The organism is Sphingomonas sp. NCPPB 2930, from assembly GCF_042867205.1.
Taxonomy (GTDB): Bacteria; Pseudomonadota; Alphaproteobacteria; order Sphingomonadales; family Sphingomonadaceae; genus Sphingomonas.
In genome coordinates this window covers 245,451-269,343 of record NZ_JBHZQU010000004.1, presented here as the reverse complement: position 1 = coordinate 269,343, position 23,893 = coordinate 245,451, and the positions used below count along the sequence as shown (strand labels likewise).

General features: G+C 64.2%; 19 protein-coding genes. 5 read left to right on the top strand and 14 right to left on the bottom strand.

The window, feature by feature from the left end; genetic code table 11:
* Positions 1-243, top strand: a 243-nt coding sequence (locus ACFX59_RS07700) for a transposase (RefSeq protein ID WP_387431195.1), incomplete at its 5' end; no start/stop codon positions are given.
* A gap of 416 nt (positions 244-659) precedes the next feature.
* On the opposite strand, the gene ACFX59_RS07695 is transcribed toward ACFX59_RS07700, so the two are convergent.
* The 5 genes from ACFX59_RS07695 to ACFX59_RS07675 form a co-directional block, all read right to left on the bottom strand.
* Positions 660-1,772 carry an S-(hydroxymethyl)glutathione dehydrogenase/class III alcohol dehydrogenase gene (locus ACFX59_RS07695; protein ID WP_309702733.1) on the bottom strand — a complete coding sequence of 371 codons (1,113 nt, stop codon included), beginning with the start codon at positions 1,770-1,772 and terminating at the stop codon, positions 660-662.
* 73 nt (positions 1,773-1,845) lie between these two features.
* Complete coding sequence (locus ACFX59_RS07690; RefSeq protein WP_387431192.1) at positions 1,846-4,428, bottom strand: TonB-dependent receptor; 2,583 nt, start codon at positions 4,426-4,428, stop codon at positions 1,846-1,848.
* 189 nt (positions 4,429-4,617) lie between these two features.
* The gene (locus tag ACFX59_RS07685; RefSeq protein WP_387431189.1) at positions 4,618-6,276 is read right to left on the bottom strand and encodes an AMP-binding protein; all 1,659 of its coding nucleotides are present in this window, start codon (positions 6,274-6,276) and stop codon (positions 4,618-4,620) included.
* 201 nt (positions 6,277-6,477) lie between these two features.
* A complete protein-coding gene (locus ACFX59_RS07680) occupies positions 6,478-7,344 on the bottom strand; it encodes a cupin domain-containing protein (RefSeq protein ID WP_387431187.1) in 867 nt (288 codons plus the stop codon).
* A 174-nt stretch (positions 7,345-7,518) separates the two neighbouring features.
* Positions 7,519-8,025 carry an antibiotic biosynthesis monooxygenase gene (locus ACFX59_RS07675; protein WP_307098714.1) on the bottom strand — a complete coding sequence of 169 codons (507 nt, stop codon included), beginning with the start codon at positions 8,023-8,025 and terminating at the stop codon, positions 7,519-7,521.
* A 179-nt stretch (positions 8,026-8,204) separates the two neighbouring features.
* Between ACFX59_RS07675 and ACFX59_RS07670 the strand changes: the two genes are divergently transcribed.
* Both ACFX59_RS07670 and ACFX59_RS07665 read left to right on the top strand, forming a co-directional pair.
* Entirely contained in the window at positions 8,205-9,698 is a 1,494-nt protein-coding gene (locus ACFX59_RS07670; protein WP_387431184.1) for a PLP-dependent aminotransferase family protein, read from the top strand.
* Between the two features lie 138 nt (positions 9,699-9,836).
* Positions 9,837-11,243 carry an aldehyde dehydrogenase family protein gene (locus tag ACFX59_RS07665; protein WP_387431182.1) on the top strand — a complete coding sequence of 469 codons (1,407 nt, stop codon included), beginning with the start codon at positions 9,837-9,839 and terminating at the stop codon, positions 11,241-11,243.
* Positions 11,244-11,674: 431 nt separating this feature from the next.
* On the opposite strand, the gene ACFX59_RS07660 is transcribed toward ACFX59_RS07665, so the two are convergent.
* The 9 genes from ACFX59_RS07660 to ACFX59_RS07620 form a co-directional block, all read right to left on the bottom strand.
* Positions 11,675-12,397, bottom strand: coding sequence for an NTP transferase domain-containing protein (locus tag ACFX59_RS07660; protein WP_387431179.1), 723 nt, complete (start codon positions 12,395-12,397; stop codon positions 11,675-11,677).
* The gene (locus tag ACFX59_RS07655) at positions 12,394-13,491 is read right to left on the bottom strand and encodes an inositol-3-phosphate synthase (protein WP_387431177.1); all 1,098 of its coding nucleotides are present in this window, start codon (positions 13,489-13,491) and stop codon (positions 12,394-12,396) included. Before ACFX59_RS07655 ends, ACFX59_RS07660 begins: the two co-directional genes overlap by 4 nt.
* Before the next feature lie 6 nt (positions 13,492-13,497).
* Positions 13,498-14,346: a CDP-alcohol phosphatidyltransferase family protein gene (locus ACFX59_RS07650; protein ID WP_387431175.1), complete on the bottom strand. Its 849-nt coding sequence runs from the start codon at positions 14,344-14,346 to the stop codon at positions 13,498-13,500.
* A 199-nt stretch (positions 14,347-14,545) separates the two neighbouring features.
* Positions 14,546-16,876 carry an FdhF/YdeP family oxidoreductase gene (locus ACFX59_RS07645; protein ID WP_387431172.1) on the bottom strand — a complete coding sequence of 777 codons (2,331 nt, stop codon included), beginning with the start codon at positions 16,874-16,876 and terminating at the stop codon, positions 14,546-14,548.
* A 467-nt stretch (positions 16,877-17,343) separates the two neighbouring features.
* Complete coding sequence (locus tag ACFX59_RS07640) at positions 17,344-18,765, bottom strand: efflux transporter outer membrane subunit (protein WP_387431169.1); 1,422 nt, start codon at positions 18,763-18,765, stop codon at positions 17,344-17,346.
* On the bottom strand, positions 18,762-19,655 hold the full coding sequence (locus ACFX59_RS07635) for an efflux RND transporter periplasmic adaptor subunit (RefSeq protein ID WP_387431166.1): 894 nt from the start codon (positions 19,653-19,655) through the stop codon (positions 18,762-18,764). Before ACFX59_RS07635 ends, ACFX59_RS07640 begins: the two co-directional genes overlap by 4 nt.
* A gap of 4 nt (positions 19,656-19,659) precedes the next feature.
* A complete protein-coding gene (locus ACFX59_RS07630; protein ID WP_307098731.1) occupies positions 19,660-19,884 on the bottom strand; it encodes a DUF1656 domain-containing protein in 225 nt (74 codons plus the stop codon).
* A complete protein-coding gene (locus ACFX59_RS07625) occupies positions 19,881-21,890 on the bottom strand; it encodes an FUSC family protein (protein ID WP_387431163.1) in 2,010 nt (669 codons plus the stop codon). Before ACFX59_RS07625 ends, ACFX59_RS07630 begins: the two co-directional genes overlap by 4 nt.
* Positions 21,891-21,894: 4 nt before the next feature.
* On the bottom strand, positions 21,895-22,314 hold the full coding sequence (locus ACFX59_RS07620) for a MarR family winged helix-turn-helix transcriptional regulator (RefSeq protein WP_307098736.1): 420 nt from the start codon (positions 22,312-22,314) through the stop codon (positions 21,895-21,897).
* Between the two features lie 215 nt (positions 22,315-22,529).
* On the opposite strand from ACFX59_RS07620, the gene ACFX59_RS07615 reads away from it, so the two are divergent.
* Both ACFX59_RS07615 and ACFX59_RS07610 read left to right on the top strand, forming a co-directional pair.
* Positions 22,530-22,970 carry a hypothetical protein gene (locus tag ACFX59_RS07615; protein WP_387431161.1) on the top strand — a complete coding sequence of 147 codons (441 nt, stop codon included), beginning with the start codon at positions 22,530-22,532 and terminating at the stop codon, positions 22,968-22,970.
* On the top strand, positions 22,967-23,893 hold the full coding sequence (locus tag ACFX59_RS07610) for a cation transporter (RefSeq protein ID WP_387431158.1): 927 nt from the start codon (positions 22,967-22,969) through the stop codon (positions 23,891-23,893). The genes ACFX59_RS07615 and ACFX59_RS07610 overlap by 4 nt, the downstream gene beginning before the upstream one ends.

Genomic DNA, 23,893 nt, shown 5'->3' with positions numbered 1-23,893 from the left:
CATGGTGTGGTGCTCGACTTCAGCAGGCCTGGAAAGCCGACTGACAATGCGTTCGCGGAGGCGTTCAACGGCCGGGTACGGGCCGAATGCCTCAACGCATACTGGTTCTTGAGCCTGGACGACGCACGGGTAAAATGTGAGGCGTGGCGGCGCGATTACAACGAGCACCGTCCGCATGGCTCCCTCGGCAACCAGACCCCGATGGAGCGCGCTTTTTCGTCAGGGCAGGCATGCCTGCCCTGACGAAAAGAGAGCCGGTTTTCTCATAAAGACCGAACCAGAGACGGGGTGAGGCTCATTTTGGTCCAGACTGGCATAGTCGATGGACCACTCAGAAGGGGGAAGCTTAATCCACGATCACCCATCGCCGACCTTGCGTGGTTCACCGTAGAGGCTGGGAGGCCGGGCCTTCAGATGGCCTGACGCCATGGCTGGCCCGCAAAGCCGCACGGCAATCGAAAACGCGTGCGCCATAATTTGGAGCAGCAGGTATCGGACGGCGGCATGGCTACACCGTTCAGAGGTTTCGGCGGACTGACCGCGAGGTTCGACATGGGCAAACCTGCGGCTCACGAAGGAAAAAGCTCCTGTAGGAGGAGCAGAGCTTTTCAGCCGCGACAATCGCCGCCCGTACGCTGCGCCGCGGGGTCGCTACAATGCTAAAACAGTACGACCGAGCGGATGCTTTCGCCCTTGTGCATCAGGTCGAAGCCCTTGTTGATCTCCTCCAGCGTCAGCCGGTGGGTGATCATCGGGTCGATCTCGATCTTGCCGTTCATATACCAGTCGACGATCTTGGGCGTGTCGGTCCGCCCGCGCGCGCCGCCGAACGCGGTGCCGCGCCAGTTGCGGCCCGTCACCAGCTGGAACGGCCGCGTGCTGATCTCCTTGCCCGCCTCGGCCACGCCGATGATGATCGAGGTGCCCCAGCCGCGATGGCACGCCTCCAGCGCGGTACGCATCACCTCGGTATTGCCGGTCGCATCGAAGCTGTAATCCGCGCCGCCATCGGTCAACTCGAGGATCTTCGCGATCGTCTCTTCGCGCGACAGGCCCTTGGAATTGAGGAAGTGGGTCATGCCGAAGCGGCGGCCCCATTCCTCGCGCGCCGGGTTCAGGTCGACGCCGATGATCCGGCCCGCGCCCGCCAGCTTGGCGCCCTGGATGACGTTCAGGCCGATGCCGCCCAAACCGAAGACGACGATATTCTCGCCCGGCTGGACCTTGGCGGTGTTGACCACCGCGCCCACGCCCGTCGTCACGCCGCAGCCGATGTAGCAGCTGGTGTCGAACGGCGCGTCCTCGCGGATCTTAGCGACCGCGATTTCGGGCAGGACGGTGAAGTTCGAGAAGGTCGAGCAGCCCATATAATGGAAGATCGGCTGGCCCTTATAGCTGAACCGGGTCGTGCCGTCGGGCATCAGCCCCTTGCCTTGCGTCGCGCGGATCGCGGTGCACAGGTTGGTCTTGCCCGACAGGCACGACTTACACTGGCGGCATTCGGGGGTGTAGAGCGGGATGACATGGTCGCCCGGCACGACGCTGGTCACGCCCGCGCCCACCTCACGCACGATGCCGCAGCCTTCATGGCCGAGCACGCTGGGGAAGATGCCCTCGCTGTCCAGGCCGTCCAGCGTATAGGCGTCGGTATGGCAGATGCCGGTCGCCATGATCTCGACCAGGACCTCTCCGGCCTTGGGTCCTTCCAGATCGAGTTCGACGATTTCGAGCGGCTTCTTCGCTTCGAAGGCGACGGCGGCGCGGGTCTTCACGACAAGATTACTCCAGTGACAGAATAGGAAGGTCGGTGGGGAAGGGGGGATCGCGGGGGGATCCCCCCTGTCGTCAGAAGCGAACAGTGGCTTCCACGCCGAAGGTCCTGGGCAGCGCCCGAACCAGATAGCCCGCTCCGGTGATGCCCTCATTGGGATAGCCGCCCGGAAAATAGAGCCTGTTCGACAGGTTCTTGCCCCATACCGAAAGGGTGTAGCGATCCGTCACATAGCTGATACGGCTGTTGAACACCCAGTAATCGCCCTCGCCATTTGTATAGAGGCCCGTCGCAAGGTTCTTCAGGACGCCGCGACTATAGTCCTTGAACGAGTCGTAGTAGAAGCGGCCCGAATAGGCGGTGTCGCCATGTACCTTGATCGTGCCAGCCCCGACATCCGCCGCATCCCAGTCGAAGCCCAGGTTGATCGACGACTTCGGTGCATAGGGGAAGGGGTTGCCGCCGACGCTGACACTGCCCGCGCCCGATTGAACGCAAGACCCTTTCTGTGCCGGATACAGGCCGCTGAGGTTCAGCGCTGCGCAGCTTGCCTGATCGAAATCCTTATACTTGCTGTCGAGCAGGCCGAGCGATGCGCTGAGCGTCAGGCGATTGGTGGCGGCGAATTCGACATCCAGTTCCAGCCCCTTCATCGTGCCGTCGAGCGTGATGACGTTCGCCGTCACGCTCTGGTCGACGACCTGGCTTTGCTGGTTTTTGTAATCATAATAGAAGAAGCTGCCATTGACCTGCAGCCGGTTGTCAAGGAACCGGGTCTTGAACCCCACCTCATAGGCGTTCACTTCTTCCGGTTTGACGAAATAGACCTGCGGCGAGCTGATATAGGCCAGGCCGTTGAAGGTTCCGGCGCGATAGCCGCGACTATAGCTGGCATACAGCATGACGCCGTCCACCGGCTTCCAGTCCAGAATGGCGCGGCCCGAGATGCGGCTGGTCTTGCCGTCCTTGTTGACGCCGCCGGGCATGCTTCCCCCGGTTGCCGGGATCACCACGGCCCCGGCCTCGTTATAGACCGGCGACAGGAAATAGGGTGCGCCATAGGCGGAAACGGCGAGCATTCGCGCATTGCCCGCGTCGTCATAATAGGTGGTGATGCCATCGCGATATCGGGTGATGTCGGTCGTGTAGCGCAGGCCCGCCGTGAACTTCACCGTCGGGGTGATTTCATAGCTGCCTTCGCCATAGACGGCCCAGCTTTCGCGCTCCTGCCGGAAATGCTGCTTGCCCATAATGCCGGTCGGCACCGAACCGGCCGACAACACCTTTCCGTTGAAGCCGCCCGCCGGGTTGAACCAGGTCGAGGGCAGGCCGACGGCGGCACGCACGTCGCTCAGCAGGTTGAAGATGTCGATGGCGTTGTTCGACGTGACCGAATCCCAGCCATAATAGGCGCCCGCGATCATCTTGAACGGGCCGCTGCTGTAATCGAGCCGCATATCCTGATTGAAGGCCTTGAAATCGGACCGATAGCCGTTCGAACAGAGGCGCAGCGGGCCGCTGTCGCAATCCGTCTGTGTCTGGAGATAGAGGCCGGAATCATAGCCGGTGATCGAGGTGAGGCTGAGCCGGTCGGCAAGGTCGGCCTTCACCGTCAACACCGCCCCCTCGGTGCGGGTAACGGCGCGGCCGACGGTATCCTGTTCGATCTCGGTATCCGACAGCCCCGCCCGGCTGTAGCTGCTCGGCAGTAGACCGGCGCCCTTGGAGCCCAGTGCCTGGAACAGGGGCGAAAGGATGAAATTGGGGTTTTCATAGTCGAACAGGCCCGGGTTGGACTTGTACGGGCCAGCACCGAGAGAGGCCGCCGCGCCTCCGGTCGATTTGGACGCATAGCCCTTCAGCGTGATATCGAGCGCGTCGACCGGCTTGAACCGCATCGTGCCGCGAAACGCATAGCTCTCATCGCCGCCCGGATCGCGACCCGTCGCGAAATTCCGCCCGGACGCGCCGCCTGCCGCCGTCTTGTTCAGACCGGCGGGCATCAGATTATGGATATAGGGATCCATTTTGACATAGGTGCCCGCGACGCGGATACCGAACCGGTCTTCGACGGGGGTCAGTTCGATCGCGCCTTCGAAATTCCAGCGGTCGTAATTGGCATAGCCCACCGTCAGATACCCATTGTCGCCCTTCAGAGCGGGCTTGCGGGTGATGAAGTTGATCGCACCGCCCGTCGTGTTGCGGCCATAGAGCGTCCCCTGGGGCCCGCGGACCACTTCGACCTGGTTCAGATCATAGAGTTGCTGCCCCTGGCTCGCGCGGAAGGTCTGATAGACCTCGTCGACATAGACGCCGACCGGCGATGCCGCGCTTGCGCTGAGTTCGGTGCCGACACCGATACCGCGCAGGGTGAAATTGGGCTGCTGCGAACCATAAGCCGATGACACCTGAAGATTGGGCATCGAACCGTTCAGGTCCGACGTGTCGAACACGCCCTGGGCGGCGAGTTCCGACGACGAAATGGCCGACACGGCAACCGGAACGTCCTGAAGGTTCTCCGACCGCTTGGTGGCGGTCACGACGATCTCCTCCAATCCTCCGGCCTGCGTCTGCGCCTTGCTCGCATCCTGCGCGGATGCCGGCATTGCCGTGCATGTCGCGATGGCGAGAATGCTGATGCCCCCGACCCTTTTCATGTGAAGCTCCCTGATAAGGTCACTGCATCTGAGTGCATTGGTGACCCGTTGCGCCTGGGCATCAGCAGTCAGGGATAAAGGGGTGCGTGGATCCTGTCGCACAGCCCCGAACGCTGGTGCCAGGGATCAAGGTGCCGGATATCTGCCCCTCTTCTTAGGACCTGTTCGCCGCTTTTTGATGGGGCCAGTTCAGCTTTGATCCTGTTCCATGGCGCGCAGCATGAAGCGCTGTATCTTGCCGCTGGGGGTTTTCGGCAGTTCCGACAGGAACGCGATCAGCCGGGGATAGGCATGCGCGGACAGCCGGGTTTTGACATGCGCTTTCAGGGCATCGGCCAGCGCTGGCGTTGGCGCAAATCCCGCGTTCAGGACGATGAAGGCCTTGACCAGCTCGGTGCGGTCCGGGTCCGGCACGCCGATGACCGCGGCCTCCATCACGGCGGGATGTTCGATCAATGCGCTTTCGACATCGAAGGGGCCGATCCGATAGCCCGATGAGGTGATGACGTCGTCGGCACGCGCGATGAAGCTGACGCTGCCGTCGGGGCCCAGCTCCACCGTATCCCCCGTCCGGTAATAGCCGCCACGGATGGCGGGCGTGGGTTGTCGCCAATAGCCGTCAAACCAGAAGAGGGGAGACCGGGCGATGTCGATCGCCAGTTCGGCCGGTTCGCCCAGGCCCCGTTCGCGGCCGTCCTCATCCAGCACCGCGACCCGGTATCCGGGCATCGCGACCCCGGCCGAACCGATGCGGACGGCGTGCGACAGGCCGTGATGGTTGTTCACGAGCATGCCGGTTTCCGTCTGGCCGTAATGATCGTGCACTGGCACCGCGAGCTGGGCATCGAACCACCGGATGACTTCGGGGTTCAGCGGCTCGCCCGCACTGCTGACGACGCGCAGCATGCCCTTTACCCTGGCAGCGGCCGCGCCGCCCCCCGCCATCAGCAGGCGATACGCGGTGGGCGAGCCAGCCAGGTTGGTGACGCCGAGCCGGGCGATAAGATCGATGGCGGCCTCAGCGGAGAAGACGCCATCATGCAGGATCGTCGCCCGGCCGAGCAGCAGCGGCCCGGTGATCCCGTAATAGAGACCATAGGCCCAGCCGGGATCCGCGATATTCCAGAAAAGGTCCTCCGCTCGCAGGTCTATCGCCCATCGCATATAGGCGCCGATCGCGATCAGCGCCTTCAGGGGCACACCCACGCCTTTGGGGAGGCCGGTGGACCCCGATGTCGACATCATGAGGAAAAGATCGTTGCCCGTGCGCAGGACCGGCTCGAAATCGGTAGACATCCCAGCCACCTGGGCCTGGAAGTCGATGTCGCCCGCCACGAGCGGCTCTTCGGGCGTGCGGACGACCGCGATCGGTGGACATTGCGCGATGTCCGTCAGCTTCGCGCGATTGGCGCTGTCCGTCACGACCAGCACGGCCTTGCCGATGCCCAGCCGGTGCGCGATCGCCTTGGGGCCGAAGGCGGTGAACAGCGGCTGATAGGTCGCCCCGATACGCCAGACGCCCAGGACCGTCGCGACCAGCTCCAGCCTTCGCGGCAACAGTCCCGCTACGACGTCGCCGGGCCGGACGCCGTGCGCCGCCAGCATATGCGCGACTTGCGCCGACAGGTCGCGCAGCGCGGCGAAGCCATGATCACGGCGTGTGCCATCCGCCGCGATCGTGATGAGCGCCACATCGTCGCTATCGGCATAGCGGTCGCAGCATTCGACACAGGCGTTGATACCGTCCGACAGATGGCCCGAAAGCCGCGCTCGCTCCCGTTCAATGCAAAATTCTTCGACCGCCTTCCTGTAATCAGGGACGGCGACCGATGCCGATAGGCCGGTCATACGTTCGATCCTCTCCACGATCACGCCGCATCGATGCGGTCTCTCGGGCTTCCCACCTTGATTGTTGAATTGCCGCTGCGCCTGGCGGGAGGAGGCGTCGGCCTGGATCCATGATGATGCGTTCGCCCCTGCGGACGGCGTCTGCCGGACCGGAGTGGCGGCCCCCCAGAGGTCCCGCCACCCGTCACCGCGATCCCGGCGTTATTCGGGCAGTACGTCCCGCGTGATGACCCACAGCTTCTTCGAGAAGGGGCCCTTCGACGTCCATGTGATGTGCATGCCGGAAGACAGGCCGATCGTATCGCCCGCCTTGAAATTATGGACCTTGCCGGTATCGGTTTCCACCACCTCGACCTCGCCTTCGAGCAGCAGGATCGTCTCGTCGCCCAGCACGCCGGTATAGGGGGTCTTGAGCGCGCCCTTTTCATCGACATCGCTGCCCGCGATGCCCTTGCCCGACCGCCAGACGCCGCTCATCATCGTGCCCGTCGAACCGCCGGAGCGTAGGAAATAGAGTTCGCCCGCGACCAGGGGACCTTCGGCGGGTTCGTTGAAATGATATTCGAGCCAATCGGCGGGATTGTCGCTGGTGTGCGAGATCAGCAGATCCTGCGGCGCATTGCTCGTCGGTTCGCTGCCGTTCCAGATGCACCACCATTTCTTGAACGATGGTCCCTCGATCTCCCACTGCACTTCCAGCCCCTTGGGCGAGTTGATGATGGAACCGGGGCCGACCTTATAGCGCTTGCCGGTGGAAAGGACGGTCAGCACGGCGGTGCCGTCGATCACGCAAGCCACCTCGTCGCCGAGCGGCGAGGAATAGACGATGGTATGCGACCCGTCCGCCGTCGCGCCCGGCGCGGTGGGGCCAGTGCGCCAGAAGCCGGCCGACAGCGATCCCGACATACCCTCGGGCCGGGTCACCACATATTCGCCGTGCACCTGCATGCCGAAACGGGGCTCGACCCATTCGAACGGCAGCCATTTCTCATTGGGTTCGTTCTGCACGCCGCCATGAACCGCGTAACGCGGCAATTCCTGCACTTGCGCCGCCAACTGCGTTGCCATGCCAAATCTCCCTTGAACGAGATTGAACCGTAACCGGCCGATCGGGAAAACCATTCGGTTCCCCCCGAACGTCGACCAGGCTTGACTATCAAAGCATCACGACCGACGGCCTAGCGCCATCCCTGGCCTTTTTGATGGGGCCAGATGGCCACATTCGACCGCCTTCTCCGCCGTTCACGCCTCCATCGACGGGGCGGTCAGCGAGATGGTCTCCGCGAGGAGCGGCACATCCTTGAACACGGCGAAGCTGCTGGGCGTGTTCGGCATGACGGGGAAGTTGAAATTGCACTGGGGGCAGGGTTCGGCAAGAACCTTCTGCTCTTCCTGCAGCTCGAACGCCTTGTCCTCGACCAGCCCGCAATTGGGGCATACGCGGAGAAGCCGCGTGTTGGTCAGTTCGAAATTGGTGATGATGTCTTCCATGATCGCACCACGCGCCGCCCATGCCTTGGCGTGCTTGTGGTAGGTCGCCTGGTGCCAGTCCTTGAGCGCCGCGCGGTTCACCCAGAAGCTGACCTCGTTGAACCAGGTCGGGTCTTCGGGATGGACCCACCATGTCAGATGGAGGAAGCCGGGCAGCTTCATCAGGTGATTGCGCGTATCGGCGAAAATGACCTTGAACTTCTCGTATCCGTCCGGGCTGGAAAAGCGCACACGCTGCATACTGAGATAGATGGACATGGGATTCTCCGCTCAATGAGTCCAGCCCGATAAGCTGTGCGGTGAGGATGAAGAGCGACTTGGCCAGTCGGTAGGGCCAGTATAGCGGAAGATAATGGTGCCAGATGCCGATGGCTCTATCATTGGCGCGACCGTGCGATAGGATCGGTGCAGCTAGGGTAGCGAAGGCACGCCTGACGATGACGATGAACCTGATCATTCGTATCGACCGCGACGACGAGCGATCGCTGCAGGTGCAGATTTACGAGGCGGTCCGCGACCAGATCCTGCAAGGCACATTGGCCGCGGGCAAGCGACTGCCCTCGACGCGCAGCATGTCGGACCAGCTGGGCATCGCCCGCAACACCGTGACGCTGGCCTATGAACGCCTCGCCGCAGAGGATTATATCACCTCGCGGGCCAAGGCGGGCATCTTCGTCAACGACCGGCTGCCCGACGCGACCGTCCTGCTGCGCAATGGCCATTCGTCGGTTCAGCCCAGCCGCAAGCGGCTCCGGTTGGGCAAGAATCCCAGCTTTTCCGGGCGGGCGCCCCGATTGTGGCACGAAAGGCGATCGCGGCCGCAGTTCGATTTCTTCGTCGGGCGACCGCGCCCCGACAGCTTCCCGACCAGCTTCTGGCAACGCACGATCGCGCGGCATCTCGCTTATGCCCATGGCATCCAGACCGAATATAGCGATCCGCGTGGACTGGCCGCGCTGCGCGAGGCGATCGCGGCGCATCTGGGCGAAACGCGCGGGATGGAAGCCAGCGCCGATCAGATCATGGTCACCTCCGGCATCCAGGGAGCGCTCAACCTACTCGCCCGCATCTTCATCACCGATCGTACGAAGGCGAGCGTGGCGGTCGAGAATCCCTGTTACCAGGGTGCCGCCTTTCTCTTCGGCAGCTATGGTGCCAGCATCCGTCCGATCGACGTCGACGAACAGGGTATCGTCGTCTCGCAACTCGAAAGCTTCATGGGCAATCTCGTCTATGTGACGCCGTCCCACCAGTTTCCGACCGGCTGCACGCTCAGCCTCGACCGGCGGCTGCACCTTCTCGACTGGGCCTATCAGACGGGCAGCTATGTCATCGAGGATGATTATGACAGCGACTTCCGCTATGACGGACCACCGCTGACCGCGCTGGCCGGACTGGATCGCCGCGGGCACGTCATCTATCTCGGCACCTTCTCCAAATCGATCGGCGCGGGGCTGAGAGTGGGTTATGCGGTGATGCCGCGTCATCTTCTCGATCAGGCGCGATTGGTGAAGACATTGACCGACCATGGCGCACCATGGCTGGAGCAGGCGGTGATCGCGGATTTCCTGAAGGAAGGCGCGTTTCTCCGCCATCTGCGCCGGATCCGCCGGTCCTATATGGGCGCGCGCGACCAGGTGATCCGGTCGATCGAAGAGCATTTCCCCGGCGGCGTGCTGATGGGGCGCGAATGCGGGATGCACATGATGTGGACGCTGCCACCCGATCTCCCCGCCGCGAATGACATGCAGCGTATCGCGCTGAACTGCGGCGTCGGCCTGTATCCGTTCGCGGGCGCCGCGACGCAGGAATATGGCAATCCCGGCCGCTTTCGCGAACGCTCGCTGGTACTCGGTTATACCGGGCTGTCGGAGGAGGCGATCCGCGAAGCCTTTACCCGTGTCGCCACGGTGGTCGGCCAGCGGCGCTAGGTCGCCCGAACTGGTACCACTCTTAAGGCCGGATTTGGCTCTAGGGGATGGACCGAAAGCTTCTTAGCCTTCCTGAAAATCATCGACGTTCCTTTCGCCAGGTTGGCCGACGTCGACGACAATGCAGGAGGATGGGATATGCCTGGTTACCGGCTTCTGATCGACGGTCGATTGGTCGATGGCGCGGATAGGATGGAGGTCATCAACCCTGCGACCGAGGAGGTGCTGGCCTTATGCCCGCGCGCCTCGACAGGGCAGTTGGATGAAGCGGTCGGGGCGGCGAAGCGCGCCTTTCCGGCCTGGGCGAAGACCCCGATCGCGGAGCGACGCGCGCTGATCCTCGATCTTGCCGATTGCATGGAGGTGCATGCAGAAAGCCTGGCGCGTCTGCTGACCCAGGAACAGGGCAAGCCATTGAGCGAAGCCACCGCCGAGATCGCCTATAGCATCGCCTTCATCCGCCAGCTCGCGACCCATGACCTGCCGGTCGGGGTGCTGGAGGACAATGACAGCCGCCGGGTCGAACGGCATCGTCGCCCGCTGGGGGTGGTCGGCGCGATCATTCCCTGGAACTTCCCGGTGCTGATCGTCGCCTTCAAACTGCCATTGGCGCTGCTGGCGGGCAATACGCTGGTCATCAAACCGGCACCCACCACGCCCTTGTCGACGCTGCGCCTGGGCGAGATGATGGCCGGGATCTTCCCGCCGGGCGTGGTCAACGTCATCACCGACCAGAACGACCTGGGCACCCGTCTGACGTCGCATCCCGATATCGCGAAGATCAGCTTCACCGGATCGACCGCAACCGGTCGGAAGGTAATGGAGAGCGCGGCCGCGTCGATCAAGCGCCTCACGCTGGAACTGGGCGGCAACGACGCGGCGATCGTCCTGCCCGATGCCGACCCGGTGAAGGCGGCGACGGGCATTTTCGGCGGCGCATTCTTGAACGCCGGACAGGTCTGCATCGCCATCAAGCGCGTCTATGCCCATGCCGACATCTATGATGCGCTCTGCGCGGAACTGGCCAAGCTCGCCGAAGAAGCCGTTGTCGACGATGGGTTGAAGCAGGGCGCACAGATCGGGCCGCTCCAGAACCGGGCGCAATATGACAAGGTGAAGGCGATCATCGAAGCGGCGCGATCGGACGGTACGATCATCGCCGGGGGCGAAGTGCTGGACCGGCCAGGCTATTTCATCCGGCCGACCATCGTGCGCGACATCGAAGACGGTGCGCGGCTGGTGGACGAGGAACAGTTCGGGCCCGTGCTTCCCGTCATCCGCTACGACGATCCCGAAGACGCGCTGGCGCGCGCCAACGCGTCCGATATGGGGCTGGGCGGCTCGATCTGGTCGTCAGACCGCGATGTCGCGCATGATCTTGCCATGCGCATGGAGGCGGGCACGGTCTGGATCAACAAACATCTCGATTTCGGGCCCGGCATTCCGTTCGGCGGCGCGAAACAATCGGGTCTGGGCGTCGAATTCGCGGAGGAGGGATTCCACGAATTCACGCAGGTTCATGTCATCAACGAGGCGAAGGCCTGACCGGCCATGGCATAGGCCGCAAACAGGATCGATACCGGCGGTCACAACCTTCATGGCCGCCTATAACTCAAGAGGCCCAGCGGCCTCCTACCCTACGAATACAACCTAGGGCCGATAATGCCTTTCCCTCCCTCGCCCCTTGCAGAGGGGAGAGGGTTGCGCAGACTGGGTCTTTGCGAAAGCAAAGGCCTAGTTGGAACTGGGTGAGGGGTGGGCGCTCGCTTGGCGAGCGCGCGAGCCTTTGGGCTCGCTCAACCCCTCACCCAAGCTACGCTAGCCAGCAGGCTGGCAAGCTTCGCTAACCCTTTCCCCTGTCCAGGGGAGAGGGGAAGAAGAAGCAATCCTGAATGTCGATCGGCCCAAAGAGTCTGTACGTCAGAGCAAGACCAGTTCATCGTCGATCCGATCCACCAGATGCCGGGACGGAACACCTAAGCGTCGACTACGCCAAGACGACTTGATGCCATCCATGTTTCTGCAATGCGCCATGCCCGCTCATCGTCCACATCGATCCATCCCAGATCGCTGCAATCCGTGATGCCAGCGGCCCGGTCGGTTGCCAGGCACCGCATTCCCTCGGTGAGCGAGGGCCTGTCCAATCCGCGGAGTGCGTCGAAAAGACCCTTGCCGACCTTGAACACCCCCGTATCGAAGCAATCATAGAGGGCGAGACCCTTGCCGATGCCGACCAAGCGGTCGCCCTCCGTCTGAACGCACGTCACGTCGTCAAGATCGATCCAATCGCTATCGATCCGACGATCGATCCCGAGCGACGCGCCACCGCCCGTATCGGCGGCGGCCATTCGCCGATAAAATGCGGGTTCGACCAGATGGTCGCACATCGCAAGGATCGCCTCCTCACCGCCCAGCAGCGGTTCGGCCGCCAGCAATGACGAGCCGTTGGGATGCCGATGATCCTTTACCCGTACTGTTTCGACGTCGATCGGCCAGTCCTGTGCCGCGACATAGGCTTCGATCGTCTCTGCCTCATAGCCGACGACCACGACCGTTCGCGCCAGCCCTGCCTGCGCCATACCGCGCACGGCATGGGCAAGCAGTGTCCGCCCGTCGACCAGGCAAAGGGGCTTGAGCGCGGCGACAGCGCGAAGGCGGGAGCCTTCGCCTGCCGCGAGAACGATACCGGTTTCGATCATTCCGCCGCTTCGGCAATGAACTCATCGACGGCCTGGGCCGCAAGGTCATCGGTCATCTGGAAACGCGGATGCTTGCAGAAATACGCCGATGCCGCGTCGATCGGCCCCGCCAAACCGCGATCCTTCGCCAGCTTGGCGCACCGGATCATATCGATGGCGACACCGGCACTGTTCGGGCTGTCCTCGACCGACAGTCGCAATTCCAGGTTCATCGGCACACCGCCGAACATCGTCCCTTCCATCCGCAGGAAGCAGATCTTGTTGTCGTTCTGCCAAGGCACATAGTCGGACGGGCCGATATGAACATTGTCGTCATGCAGCCGCTCCGCAGCAACCGACTGCACCGCCTCGGTCTTCGAGATTTTCTTGGAGGCGAGGCGGCGATGATTGGACATGTTCAGGAAGTCGGTGTTGCCCCCGGTGTTGAGCTGATAGGTCCGCCCCAGCTTGACGCCCCGCTTGGCAAACAGATCGGTCAGCACGCGATGAACGATGGTGGCACCAAGCTGCGCCTTGATGTCGTCGCCAATGATCGGCACGCCAGCCTGGGTGAAGCGTTCCGCCCATATGGGATCACTCGCGATGAACACGGGAATATTGTTCACGAACGCCACACCCGCCTCGAGCGCGCATTCGGCGTAGAACTCGCTGGCGGCCTGCGAACCAACCGGCAGATAGTTCATCAGCACATCGGTCTTGGTCTCGCGCAGGGCGGCGACCACTTCCGCTTTGGACGCCTCCTTTTCATGCGCGAGCAGGAATGTCCGATTGTCGTCATAATCCGACATATGTTCGGCGACGCCGTCAAGCACATGCCCCATCCGTACCTTGGTCCCAGTGGCAGGCACGGTTTCACAAAAGACGGCGGTGCAATTGGGCTTGGCGAAAATCGCCTCCGATACGTCCTTGCCGACTTTCCGTTGATCGACGTCCCAAGCCGCGACGACGCGGATATCGCTCGGCTTATACCCGCCAAGGTCCCAGTGCATGAGCCCGACGGTCTCATTTGCGCCCTCGCGATAATAGGAAAGACCCTGCACGAGAGAACTGGCGCAGTTTCCTATTCCAACGATAGCGATATTAATGGCCGACATTATTTCTTATTCCCTCTTATTTGCCAGAACAGGATCTGCCGGTACTGCACTCAGACGATTTTCGACGATGCGGTGCTGGAAAAGTCCGAAGATGAGGATGATGTTCAGTGGGATGATTTCAAACCACCAGAACAGGCGGGGATTGGCGAAAAGGCAGGCAAGGAAAATCGCGTAGACCCGCACATTGGCGGACAACAGGCTCATCAGCCGCATAGGCCCAACGGCCTGGGCGGCATATCTTGCCGCAAACTCGGAGGGCGCATGGTGCTGCCCCAGCACATGATCCAACCGCGCGGCGACGCGATCCAATAGTCCCCAGCACAGGTCGTAAAGTCGAACCAGCGGATTGCGGCTCGGGGCAGGAGGGGCGATCAACGCCACCGCGTTGCGGCGACGGTGAAAGCGGGCCCGCTCGCTCTCGTACATGTTGGACTGGACCATGTGCGCAATGCCTGCCGCCACGGCCAGCGCCCAACCTTCCAATGTGCCAATCGACAAGGCCAGCGAAACATAGATCAGGATGAAGACGCCGTGATCGCACAACCCGTCCAGCACGCGCCCCAGCGGACTGGCGGTGCCCGTGGCCCGCGCGATCATCCCGTCCAGGCCGTCGGCGACAAGCCAGCCGACCGACAGCAGCAAGCCGACCAAGGCAAAAGGCCACATTTCCCACTGGGTGTAGGCCAGCGCCGCCAACGTGCCCAAAGCCAGCCCGGCCAGGGAAACGGCATTGGCCGAAATTCCGCGCGCAATGAACCAGGGCAAAAGAAAGCGCGCCGCTGGATGAATAATCCAGAGATTTGTCGGATCTTCTATCCGGCGGTCCCGTGACATGTCGGGGATGGTAAGCGTCATTAAATCGTAATGTATGGACTAAGCCCTACGAATAGCAAGCGATTTGCAAAAGGCCTGCCACGCGCCGATTTAGGCCGGTGGGCGTGACGGACTTGCATCCGCCGAAGTGCGCTAAATCAACGTGCTAGGCTCGAAATCCCTTGCTGTGAGCGGGGACCGCGTGCCTGGGCTCGGCTTCCGAAAAGACCAGTTCCGCCGGTCATGCCGTCGAACGATCCTCCATCCCTGGCTCGACTATCGCATCGCCGTCGCTTTCGACCGTCACGGGAATGGATTTGGCGGCGGGCGTCTTGCTGCCCACGGCATAATGCCACACCGGCATCAGGACGTTGCACTCGGGATAATAGCCGCCGATGCATCCGACCGGGATGTCATAGGCGACGACGATCATCCCCGACAAATGCCGGTCGACCCCGTCATCGGCGACGGTGCGCAAGGTCACCGCCTGCCCGACCTTCAGGCCCCGGCGTTCGATGTCGGATCGGTTCATCAGCACGATGTTGCGGATGCCGTCGATGCCCCGGAAACGATCGCTATAGCCATAGACGGTGGTGTTGAACTGGTCGTTGCTGCGCAGTGTCATCAACCGCAGCACGTCATGGCCGACGTCCGGCATATCGAGGTCTTCGTCGAGTGCCTCAGGCGTGACGAAATTGGCGCGGCCGGTATCGGTCTGCCATTCGCGCCGCTTGGCCGGCAGGTCGCGCTGGAAGCCGCCGGGCTCCCACATGCGTGTTTCATAGTCGTGGAAATTGTCGGGCAGGGTGTGGGCGATCTCCCGCCGGATCTCGGCATAGTCGGTCATATAGTCGTCCCACCGCACCTTGGGATGGGGCTCGAGCACCTGCTTGGCGAGTTCGCATAGCAGCCGGATCTCGCTGATGAGATGCGGAGAGGCCGGTGTGCGGATTCCGCGATTGCCATGTACGCAGCCAGAGGTGTCTTCCATCGACAGCGCCTGCTGGCCGGCCGCCGTCTCGTCTATCTCCAGCCGCCCGATCACCGGCAGGATATAGCTGATCTCGCCGGGGAGCAGGGCGGTGCGGTTGAGCTTGGTCAGGACGTTGACGGTCAGCCGCATCCGGCGCCAGGCAGGCTCCATCCGGCCCTGGTCCGGGATGGCACGGGCGAAATTGCCGCCCAGCATGAAGAACGCCTTCACCCGCCCTGCGAGGATCGCTTCGCACGCTTCGACCGTGTTGTACCCCGCCTCACGGGGTGGCTCGAAGCCGAATTGCTCACCCAGCCGGTCGAGTGGGAAAAGCTCGGGCTTTTCCGTGATGCCGACCGTCCGTTGGCCCTGGACATTGCTGTGGCCTCGTACCGGACAGATGCCCGCGCCGGGCCGTCCGATGTTGCCGCGCATCAGGAGGAGGTTGACCAGCATCTGCACCGTCTCGACCCCCGCACGGTGCTGCGTCAGGCCCATGCCGTAAATGCCGATGGTCGACGGCGCACGGGCATAGATGAGTGCCGTCGCTTCGAGATCGGCACGGTGCAGCCCGGAACGCCGCTCCAACTCGTCCCAATCCTGCGCCCGCAGCCAGTCGGCGAAGCGCGCGAACCCATGCGTGTGCGCGTCGATAAAGGCGAGGTCGAGGATCGGTGGCTCACCCGCCGCCAGGGCATCGTCGTGCAGCGTCAGCACCGCCTTGCAGATGCCCGCGATCGCGGCCAGATCGCCGCCATTCTTGACCTGATGATAGTCCGAACTGATCCGCGTGTCCTTGCCGGTCAGCATCTCGGTCGGCGACTGGGGGTTCAGGAACCGCTCCAACCCGCGCTCGCGAAGCGGGTTGAAGGTGATGATCGGCACCCCGCGCTGGCTGGCTTCTTGAAGCGGGTGCAGCATGCGGGGCGAGTTGCTCCCCGGATTCTGGCCGAAGAACATCAGGCAATCGGTCTTGGCAAAGTCCCCCAGATCGACCGTGCCGACGCCCTGGCCGATACTGGCGGGAAGCGCGACCGAAGTCGTTTCGTGGCACATGTTCGAGCTGTCGGGCAGGTTGTTGTTGCCATAAAGCCGGGCGAACAGCTGATAGAGATAGCTGCCTTCGTTCGACAACCGGCCGGAGCTGTAGAAGACGGTGCCGTGTTGCTTGTCGTCCACCGCGCGAAGTTCGCGGGCGATCTCCTCGATGGCATGGCCCCAGGATACCGGCACATATTTGTCGGTCGCGGGATCATAGCGCAGCGGATGGGTCAGCCGCCCCGGCTGTTCCAGATGATAATCGTCCCACCTCAGCAATTCGCTGACCGTATGTTCGGCGAAGAAGGCGGGCGTACAGCGGTGCGCGGTCAACTCCCACGCCACCGCCTTCACCCCGTTCTCACAGAACTCGAAGGGGAGCGGCGTAGCCGGTTTGACCCAAGCGCAGCTGTTGCACTGATAGCCGTCGACCTTGTTGTGGCGCGACAGCGCGATGCTGGCGCTGCCGAGCACGCCCTCCCGGCGCAGGATATTGCCGACCGATCGGGCCGATCCCCACCCACCGGAGGGGAGGCGATACGGCTTGTAAGTGGCTCTCATCGGGCATCTCCGGCCGGGGCGGCGGGCGTTTCCTTGCGAAACATTCGCCGGGTCCTGTCGTTAACCCTGTAGCGGCGGCGGCTATCCCAGATTTAATCTAAGATACGGATTTAAAAAGGAGAAATGCCATGACGGTCGGTCGCGACTATATGCTGAAAAAGACGACGGGCCCTTCGGCCCCGAAATATTTCATCGACACGCAAATTGTGCCGCGACTGGTCAACGCCGTCGGTCGAGGGGAGGTGATGCTCGACCGTTCGGCTGTCCGTCTTGGTATCCGACCGTCGGTGCTCGTTGGGGGGGCCGCATGTGTCGTGGCAGGGCTGCTCTGGAATATGCGGAGCGGCCGGTCAGGGACGACGGATCAAGCGTAGCACAGCTGATCGGAAGGGTGATTCTTATTGAGAGCTGGAACTCCGGTTGCCCGGCCATATCTCGGGGAACCCCCGGTTTTGCTGTCCGGAAGGCTAAATCTGCCAGCCGCCCCCCAATGCCAGGAACAGCTGCACTTGGTCCGCCGCCAGCCGGCTGTCCGCCGCCGCGAGCGTCTGCTCTGCGCCGATCAGCGTGCGTTGGGCATCGAGGACGGACAGAAAACCCGTGCGCCCCGCTTTGAACAGCCGTTCGGCATCGGTCGCAGCGCGAGCGGACTGATTGCGTGCGGCGGTTAGCGCCGCACGGCGATCCAGGTCCCGCGCGTAAATGGTCAGGGCGGTTTCGGTCTCTCGCAACGCGGCGAGGACCGTTCCGTCGAACCTCGCATAAGCGGCGTCGGCGTCGGCCTGCGCGCTGGCGATGCGCGCGCGGACCCGTCCACGGTTCGGAAACTCCCAGCTGATCAGGGGCCCCAGCGAGAATTTATAGGTGTCGCTGCCGAGCGCGTTGCGAAGAAGGCCGACCGAGCCCACCGAGGCGCCAAGGGTGATGCGCGGATAGAGTTCCGCTTCCGCAACCCCGATCCTGGCCGTGGCGGCATGCAATTCCAATTCGGCGCGGCGCACATCCGGACGACGTTGCAGCAGCGCCGCGCCGTCGCCGATCGGAATGGCCCGGTCGAGACGGGGCTCCTGCGTACAGGCCGCGACCTGGCGGTCAAACTCGGCGGGCGGGCGGCCGGTCAGCGTCGCCAGCCGGAACAGCGCGAGCTGCTTGGCCCCGAGCAAGCTCGGCAAGGTCGCGCGGACCTGTTCCTCCTGCGCCCGCGACCGGGTCGCGTCGAGCGCGATGCCGCGTCCGGCGCGGATCAGCCGCTGCGTCAGGTTCGTCGTGCGCGACTGAAGGGCTACCGCCTGCTGCGCGATGCCGATCTCCCGCCCCGCGGCGCAGGCATCGAGATAGGCGCGGGTCGTATCCGCCACGACGGTCGCGCGGGTCGCGTCATAGGCGGCCTGGGTCGCTGCGACATCCGCCCCGGCCGCTTCGACGGCGCGCCGGATCTGCCCGGCAAGGTCGACCTGATAGGAAATACCCGCCCGCGCCGAATAGACGAAGGACGAAGGCAGGGGGGCGCCGGGCAACAGCTCTTCCTCCGCCGATCGCTGGGCATAGCCGGGCGCGGCCTCGATCTCGGTCCGGGGCTGGCGGGCCTGCTCGGCAAGGCCGAGCGCGGCATTGGCGCGTGCGATATTGGCGCTGGCGACGCGCAGGTCCGTGTTATGAGCAAGCGCGTCCTCGACAAGTCGGTCCAGCACCGGATCGCTGTACAACTTCCACCAATGGTCCGGCAGCGGGGCAGAGGCGAAGGCCGGGGAAGAGCCGCTGACAAAGCCGCCCGTAGCACTGGGACGTTCCGCGACGGCCGTGGCGGGCCTGTGATAATCGGGCCCCGCCGCTGCACAGCCCGCAAGCAGGGCCGCCATGAGGGCAGGAGCAAGCGGGTGGCGCCTCATGCCCGTACCCCCTTGGGTCGAGCCGGTGCCGCTGGCGGCAATATCTCGACCGTCGCGGTTCGGCCAACGACCAGCGCGATCCCGGCGGGCAGCCGATCGATGGTGATGCGGACGGGGATGCGCTGTGCCAGCCGGACCCAGCTAAAAGTCGGGTTCACATTGGCGAGCAGGTTCGCGCCGGAATTGCGATCGCGATCCTCGATGCCGCCAGCGATGCTCTGCACATGCCCCGCAATGGTCGATCCTTCACCCATCAGGCGGATCTGCACGGGATCGCCGACATGGATGCGGGGCAGCTTCGTCTCCTCGAAATAGCCGATGATATGGAGCGAACTCCGGTCGATGATCGCAAATTCGGGGTGACCGGCGCTCGCATAGTCGCCGGGGCGAAGCTCCAAATTGGTGACGGTGCCAGCGACGCTGGCGCGTACCATCGTCCGGGCGAGGTTGAGGCGGGCGGTGTCCAGCGCCGTGCGGGCCTGGGCCAGCGAAGCATCGAGCTGGGCGACCTTGGCCATGCTCTGTTCGCGGACTTCCCCGGCGACCAGATCGCCCAGCGACTGGTTGCGTCGGGCCTCGCGTCGGGCCTGGGCAAGCTGCACCTGCTGGGCGGCGACCGCCGCCTGCGCCTGCGCCACGGCCAGCCGGTAACGCGGCCGGTCGACCTCGAACAACGGCGTGCCGACGGCCACCTGCTGGTTATCGCGGACGAGGACAGAGGTGACGAGCCCGGACACATCGGGCGCGACCTGAACCACATCGGCGCGGACCCGGCCGTCGCGGGTCCAGGGATCTTCCTCATAATGCACCCATAGCCGCTGCCCGGCGAACCCGGCGAGGGCGACGACCATCAGCGTCACGGCGACGCGCAGAAATGCAGTCTTCTTCATTTCACTAACCGAAAAGAGCGGCCACATCGCCGCCGTTGAGGAGCGCGGCAAAGCCCGCCCAAAGGAGAATGGTAAGCGCCACGTCGAACAGGCCGCGATGCCAGACGAAGCGATATAGTCGCAGCCGCCCCAGCACCCAGGCGATCGCTTCCGCGGCGACGAACGCCAGAATGGCGGCGATCAGCAGCGGGTGGACATAGACCCCGGCAAGATCGACTTCCCCCGTCATGCCGCTTCCTCCCGCATGTCCCAGGGAGCGGCCCCCGGAAAGAAATTGCGCCGTAGCCCGGTCAACGCGGCAAGCTCGTTCCACCGGCCTTCGGAAACCGGCAGGTCGATCGCGGAGGCGATGGCGGCATCGATCCGGTCGAGCAGGGCGGATGCGGGTATCGCCGTCGTGTCGGGGTCGCCATTGCGGAAATGCACGGCGATCTCGTTGCGCAACGCGGCCAGCACTGCGTTATCCTCGCTCCCGTCCGGCGCCAGCTGGGCCACATTCACCCCGACCCGCAGATCGCGCAGCGTCGCCATGGCGACATCGCGGTCCGCCTGGTCGACATCGCCGACCCGCGCTGCAAGGAGCCCCACCCGGTCGAGCATCCGGCTCTTCCAGCTGGCGATGGCAAGGCTGGACGGACCGGACGCGAGATCGGCCAGTTCGCGCCAGCCCGCGCGGCGCAGCCGCCGAACGGCCGTTCCCGCGCCAAGGCTGCGAAAGACACGCGTCGCAAAGATCGCGGCCGCCACGCCGACCAGCTGGGCGATGCTGCCATTGAAGAAACCGACCGCATCGGCGGAGAAATTGTTGGTCAACGCCAGCCCCCCCGCGATCCCGATGATCATCGGCATCATCCGTCCATACCAGTGCGGCAGCGCGAGCAGGGCACCGGCGATCAGGAGCATCGGGGCCAGCACCAGCGCCAGCATCTCGAAGCTGTGTACCAGCGGCAGCAGCGCAAAGAGATAGAGGGCGGTCAGCGGCAGCGACACGGCAGTCCAGATCAGGAAACCACGCTGGGCCGGAACCGGATCGTCCATCGTCGCAAAGAAACAGCATACGACGGCCGCGATCATCGCCGCCACCGCTCCCTCTGGCCAGGCGGCGACGATCCAGAAAGCGCAGCAGCCCAGGATCGCGATCGCCGTCGCCGCGGCGGACAGCGCCGCCAGCGCATAGTCCCGGTGGAGCGGGCGACGCTGCCGCTCGCGCAGCAGGGCCCGGACGGGTTCCGGCATCGGGGTGTCGGGCGCGGTCGCCTGGACAGCGACATGCCGCGCCGTGTCGAGCGCCACAACCAGCTCGCCGAGACGGGCGAGCAGATTGGCGATCAGCAGGCTACCCCATGACCGCATGGGCTCGTCCGCCGCCAGCGCGGCGCAGCGCGCGACGAGGGCGGCAGGCGCGGCACTGTCCGGCTCCCGCACCCAGCGCCGGACATCGTCGATCAGCGCCGCGACGGGGGCGGGAAGGGCGTGCAGGACGGAAAGGCTGCGTATGCGGTCCTCCACGGCGGAAACGAGCGGGACGAGTAGGACCAGCCGATCCTGCAACGCCGCCAGGACCGCCGTGGTCGGTCGCTGCGCGTCGGTATCGAACGGCACATGCGTGGCCATGACGTGAAGTTCGGTGACGTCTCCGGCCAAGCGACGGCGCTTCGCATCCGTATGCGCCAAAGGCTCCGGCGCGAGCGAGTCGACGATCCAGCTCTCCGCCTCGCCCATCACGGCCTGGATGCGCGTGCGGAGCAGGGCGGTGACGCTGCGCGGCCAGACGACCGCATGGACGATGGCGGCGCAGGTCACGCCGATCCCGATTTCCTGGGCGCGCAGCGCCGCCACCTGGAAAATCGCCTCCGGGTGGGTGACGCTGGGGAAACCGACGAGCGCCGCCGTATAGCCCGCCAGCATGAACAGATAGGATCGCGGCGTACGGTCGAGCAGCGAGACGAACTGGCAGCCCGCAACCCAGAGCGCGAGCGCAAGCGACAGCAAGATCGGCGCGTTGACCAGCAAGGGTATCAGCACGACGGTGGCGCTGGCCCCGACGATCGTCCCGAGAAGGCGGAACACGGCCTTGGATCGCACCGCGCCGGTCAGCGGCTGGCTGGTGATATAGACGGTCGCCATGGCCCAGAAGGGGCGATCCAGCCCGAGCCGGAACGACACGAACAGCGCCAGCATCGCCGCCAAGAAGCAATTGGCGGAAAATACCGCCTGCCGCACGCCGATCCGCATGGGCTCAATCCGTCTCGGACGCGCCGATCGCCTGGCTGAGCCGTTCCACCACGGTGATCGCGATGGCCAGATCTTCGGCCGGGATATCGGCAAAGAGCGCGGACCGGATTTCCGCCGAGCGGGTTTCCGCCAGCGCAGCGAGCGAACGACCGGCCGGGGTGAGATGGATCGTCTTGGCGCGCTTGTCGCTGGCATCCGGCCGCCGCTCGGCAAGGCCCGCGCGTTCGATCTGGTCGACCAGCGGCACGACCGTCGGCCCTTCGACGCCAAGCTGCTCCGCCAACATGCCCTGGCGCACCCCATCCTCCATCCGGCCGAGCAACATGACGGCAAGCGCGGACGAGTGCGAAAGCGACAGCCCTGCCAGGGCACGGTCGAGATGCCGCCTGTAGGCGCGGGCCAGCGGGATCAGCGTGGTCGCCAATCGCCGTTCCAGATGACGTCGAGAATCGGACATTTCGAAATATAGATAGCTATCTATCTATTATGGCGCAAATGGTTTGTGGGCCGTTGCGATCGGGGGCGGCCAGCGGGCAGGGCGGACAATATCACGCGCCTGACCCAATGTGCTTGCATCGAAAGGAAAATCCCGCTGCTATGGGTCATGAGGAATGTCCTTCGCATTGGCGCAGACCGTCGATGAAATTCGTCTGGCTGCCGCTTCTCCTGCTCGCGGGCTGTGGCGACATTCCGCGCGACCCCGAGGGAACGCTGGAGACCGTCCGCGCGAGCCGAGCCATTCGCGTTGGGGTGGTCGAGGGTGCCGAGCGAGGGGACATGGCGGTTGCCGACAGGATCCTGACCCGGGTTGCCGCGCGGACCGGTGCTGCGCCCATGGTCGTCGGCGGTACGCTCGAGCCGCTGCTTCTCCGACTGGAAGCGGGACAACTGGACCTCGTCGTCGGCGGGCGCTTCGACGCGAAATCGCCATGGGCAAAGCGCGTCGCGCTCGGTCTGCCGTACCGCCGCCATGAGGAAGGCAAGGCCGCGACGGCGTCGCATATCGTCGCCCGAAACGGCGAGAATGCATGGATCACGCTGGTCGAACGCGAAACGAGAGCGGAGGTGCCGGACCGATGAGCAAGGACGTCTTGCCACCTCATTTGAAACCCGTCTTCGCCCGCGCGCAACGGCTGGAGTGGTGGTCGCTGGCCTGGACGATCAGCGTGATCGCCGTCATGGGCGCGGCGATGGGGGCAAGCCAGGCGATGAAGACGGCCTGGATCGAGGATTGCCTCAGCCTGGTTCCGCCGATCGTCTTCCTGATCTCCGCCCGTCTGGAGAGACGTCCGCCCAGCGCACTCTTTCCCAACGGCTTCGCCCGTGCGCCGAGCCTCGCCTTCGCACTGGCCGCCGCCGCGCTCACCGCTCTCGGCGGCGTCCTTCTAGTGACCTCGGCGATGAGCCTGATCGGCCGGGAGCATGCCACAGTTACCTCCGTAAACATCGCGGGGCAGGAAATCTGGCTGGGTTGGCTGATGGTGGCCGCTCAGGTCTATTCGATCGTCGTGCCGATCGTCCTTGGCCGGTTGAAGCTGCCGCTCGCTCGCGAACTGAACGACAAGACGCTCTTCACGGATGCGATGACGCAAAAGGCCAACTGGATGACGGGCGTGGCCGGGATCGGCGGGGTGATCGGTATCGGGCTGGGCTATTGGTGGGCGGATGCGGTCGCGGCGGGCCTGATCTCGCTGGATATTCTGAACGACGGGCTGCGCTCGCTGAAGTCGGCGGCGGCGGAATTGATCGACGGCGCCCCCCGCGCGCTCGACGGGGAGCGCGTGGCCGACGATGCCTCGGCGCTGCATGCGGCGTTGAACGCCCGCTTCCCAGGCGCCGAGGTGCGCCTGCGCGAGACGGGGCGCGTCATCGGAGCCCAGGTCGTCGGCGCCCTGCCGGAGGAGGGCGACTATGATCCGGCGACGTTCTGGCCGGGCGCCCCGGATCGGTCGTGGCGCCTCGACCATGTCAGCTTCATCCCCCCGGAACGAGAGGGCGAATAG

What these genes read in the sequence shown, in the direction of transcription:
- ACFX59_RS07685 (WP_387431189.1), bottom strand. Translation starts at nt 6,276, where the DNA reads ATGACCGGCCTATCGGCATCGGTCGCCGTCCCTGATTACAGGAAGGCG.
- ACFX59_RS07625 (WP_387431163.1), bottom strand. Translation starts at nt 21,890, where the DNA reads ATGCGGATCGGCGTGCGGCAGGCGGTATTTTCCGCCAATTGCTTCTTG.
- ACFX59_RS07645 (WP_387431172.1), bottom strand. Translation starts at nt 16,876, where the DNA reads ATGAGAGCCACTTACAAGCCGTATCGCCTCCCCTCCGGTGGGTGGGGA.
- ACFX59_RS07690 (WP_387431192.1), bottom strand. Translation starts at nt 4,428, where the DNA reads ATGAAAAGGGTCGGGGGCATCAGCATTCTCGCCATCGCGACATGCACG.
- ACFX59_RS07615 (WP_387431161.1), top strand. Translation starts at nt 22,530, where the DNA reads ATGAAATTCGTCTGGCTGCCGCTTCTCCTGCTCGCGGGCTGTGGCGAC.
- ACFX59_RS07635 (WP_387431166.1), bottom strand. Translation starts at nt 19,655, where the DNA reads ATGAAGAAGACTGCATTTCTGCGCGTCGCCGTGACGCTGATGGTCGTC.
- ACFX59_RS07640 (WP_387431169.1), bottom strand. Translation starts at nt 18,765, where the DNA reads ATGAGGCGCCACCCGCTTGCTCCTGCCCTCATGGCGGCCCTGCTTGCG.
- ACFX59_RS07670 (WP_387431184.1), top strand. Translation starts at nt 8,205, where the DNA reads ATGACGATGAACCTGATCATTCGTATCGACCGCGACGACGAGCGATCG.
- ACFX59_RS07630 (WP_307098731.1), bottom strand. Translation starts at nt 19,884, where the DNA reads ATGACGGGGGAAGTCGATCTTGCCGGGGTCTATGTCCACCCGCTGCTG.
- ACFX59_RS07650 (WP_387431175.1), bottom strand. Translation starts at nt 14,346, where the DNA reads ATGACGCTTACCATCCCCGACATGTCACGGGACCGCCGGATAGAAGAT.
- ACFX59_RS07610 (WP_387431158.1), top strand. Translation starts at nt 22,967, where the DNA reads ATGAGCAAGGACGTCTTGCCACCTCATTTGAAACCCGTCTTCGCCCGC.
- ACFX59_RS07665 (WP_387431182.1), top strand. Translation starts at nt 9,837, where the DNA reads ATGCCTGGTTACCGGCTTCTGATCGACGGTCGATTGGTCGATGGCGCG.
- ACFX59_RS07680 (WP_387431187.1), bottom strand. Translation starts at nt 7,344, where the DNA reads ATGGCAACGCAGTTGGCGGCGCAAGTGCAGGAATTGCCGCGTTACGCG.
- ACFX59_RS07675 (WP_307098714.1), bottom strand. Translation starts at nt 8,025, where the DNA reads ATGTCCATCTATCTCAGTATGCAGCGTGTGCGCTTTTCCAGCCCGGAC.
- ACFX59_RS07655 (WP_387431177.1), bottom strand. Translation starts at nt 13,491, where the DNA reads ATGTCGGCCATTAATATCGCTATCGTTGGAATAGGAAACTGCGCCAGT.
- ACFX59_RS07660 (WP_387431179.1), bottom strand. Translation starts at nt 12,397, where the DNA reads ATGATCGAAACCGGTATCGTTCTCGCGGCAGGCGAAGGCTCCCGCCTT.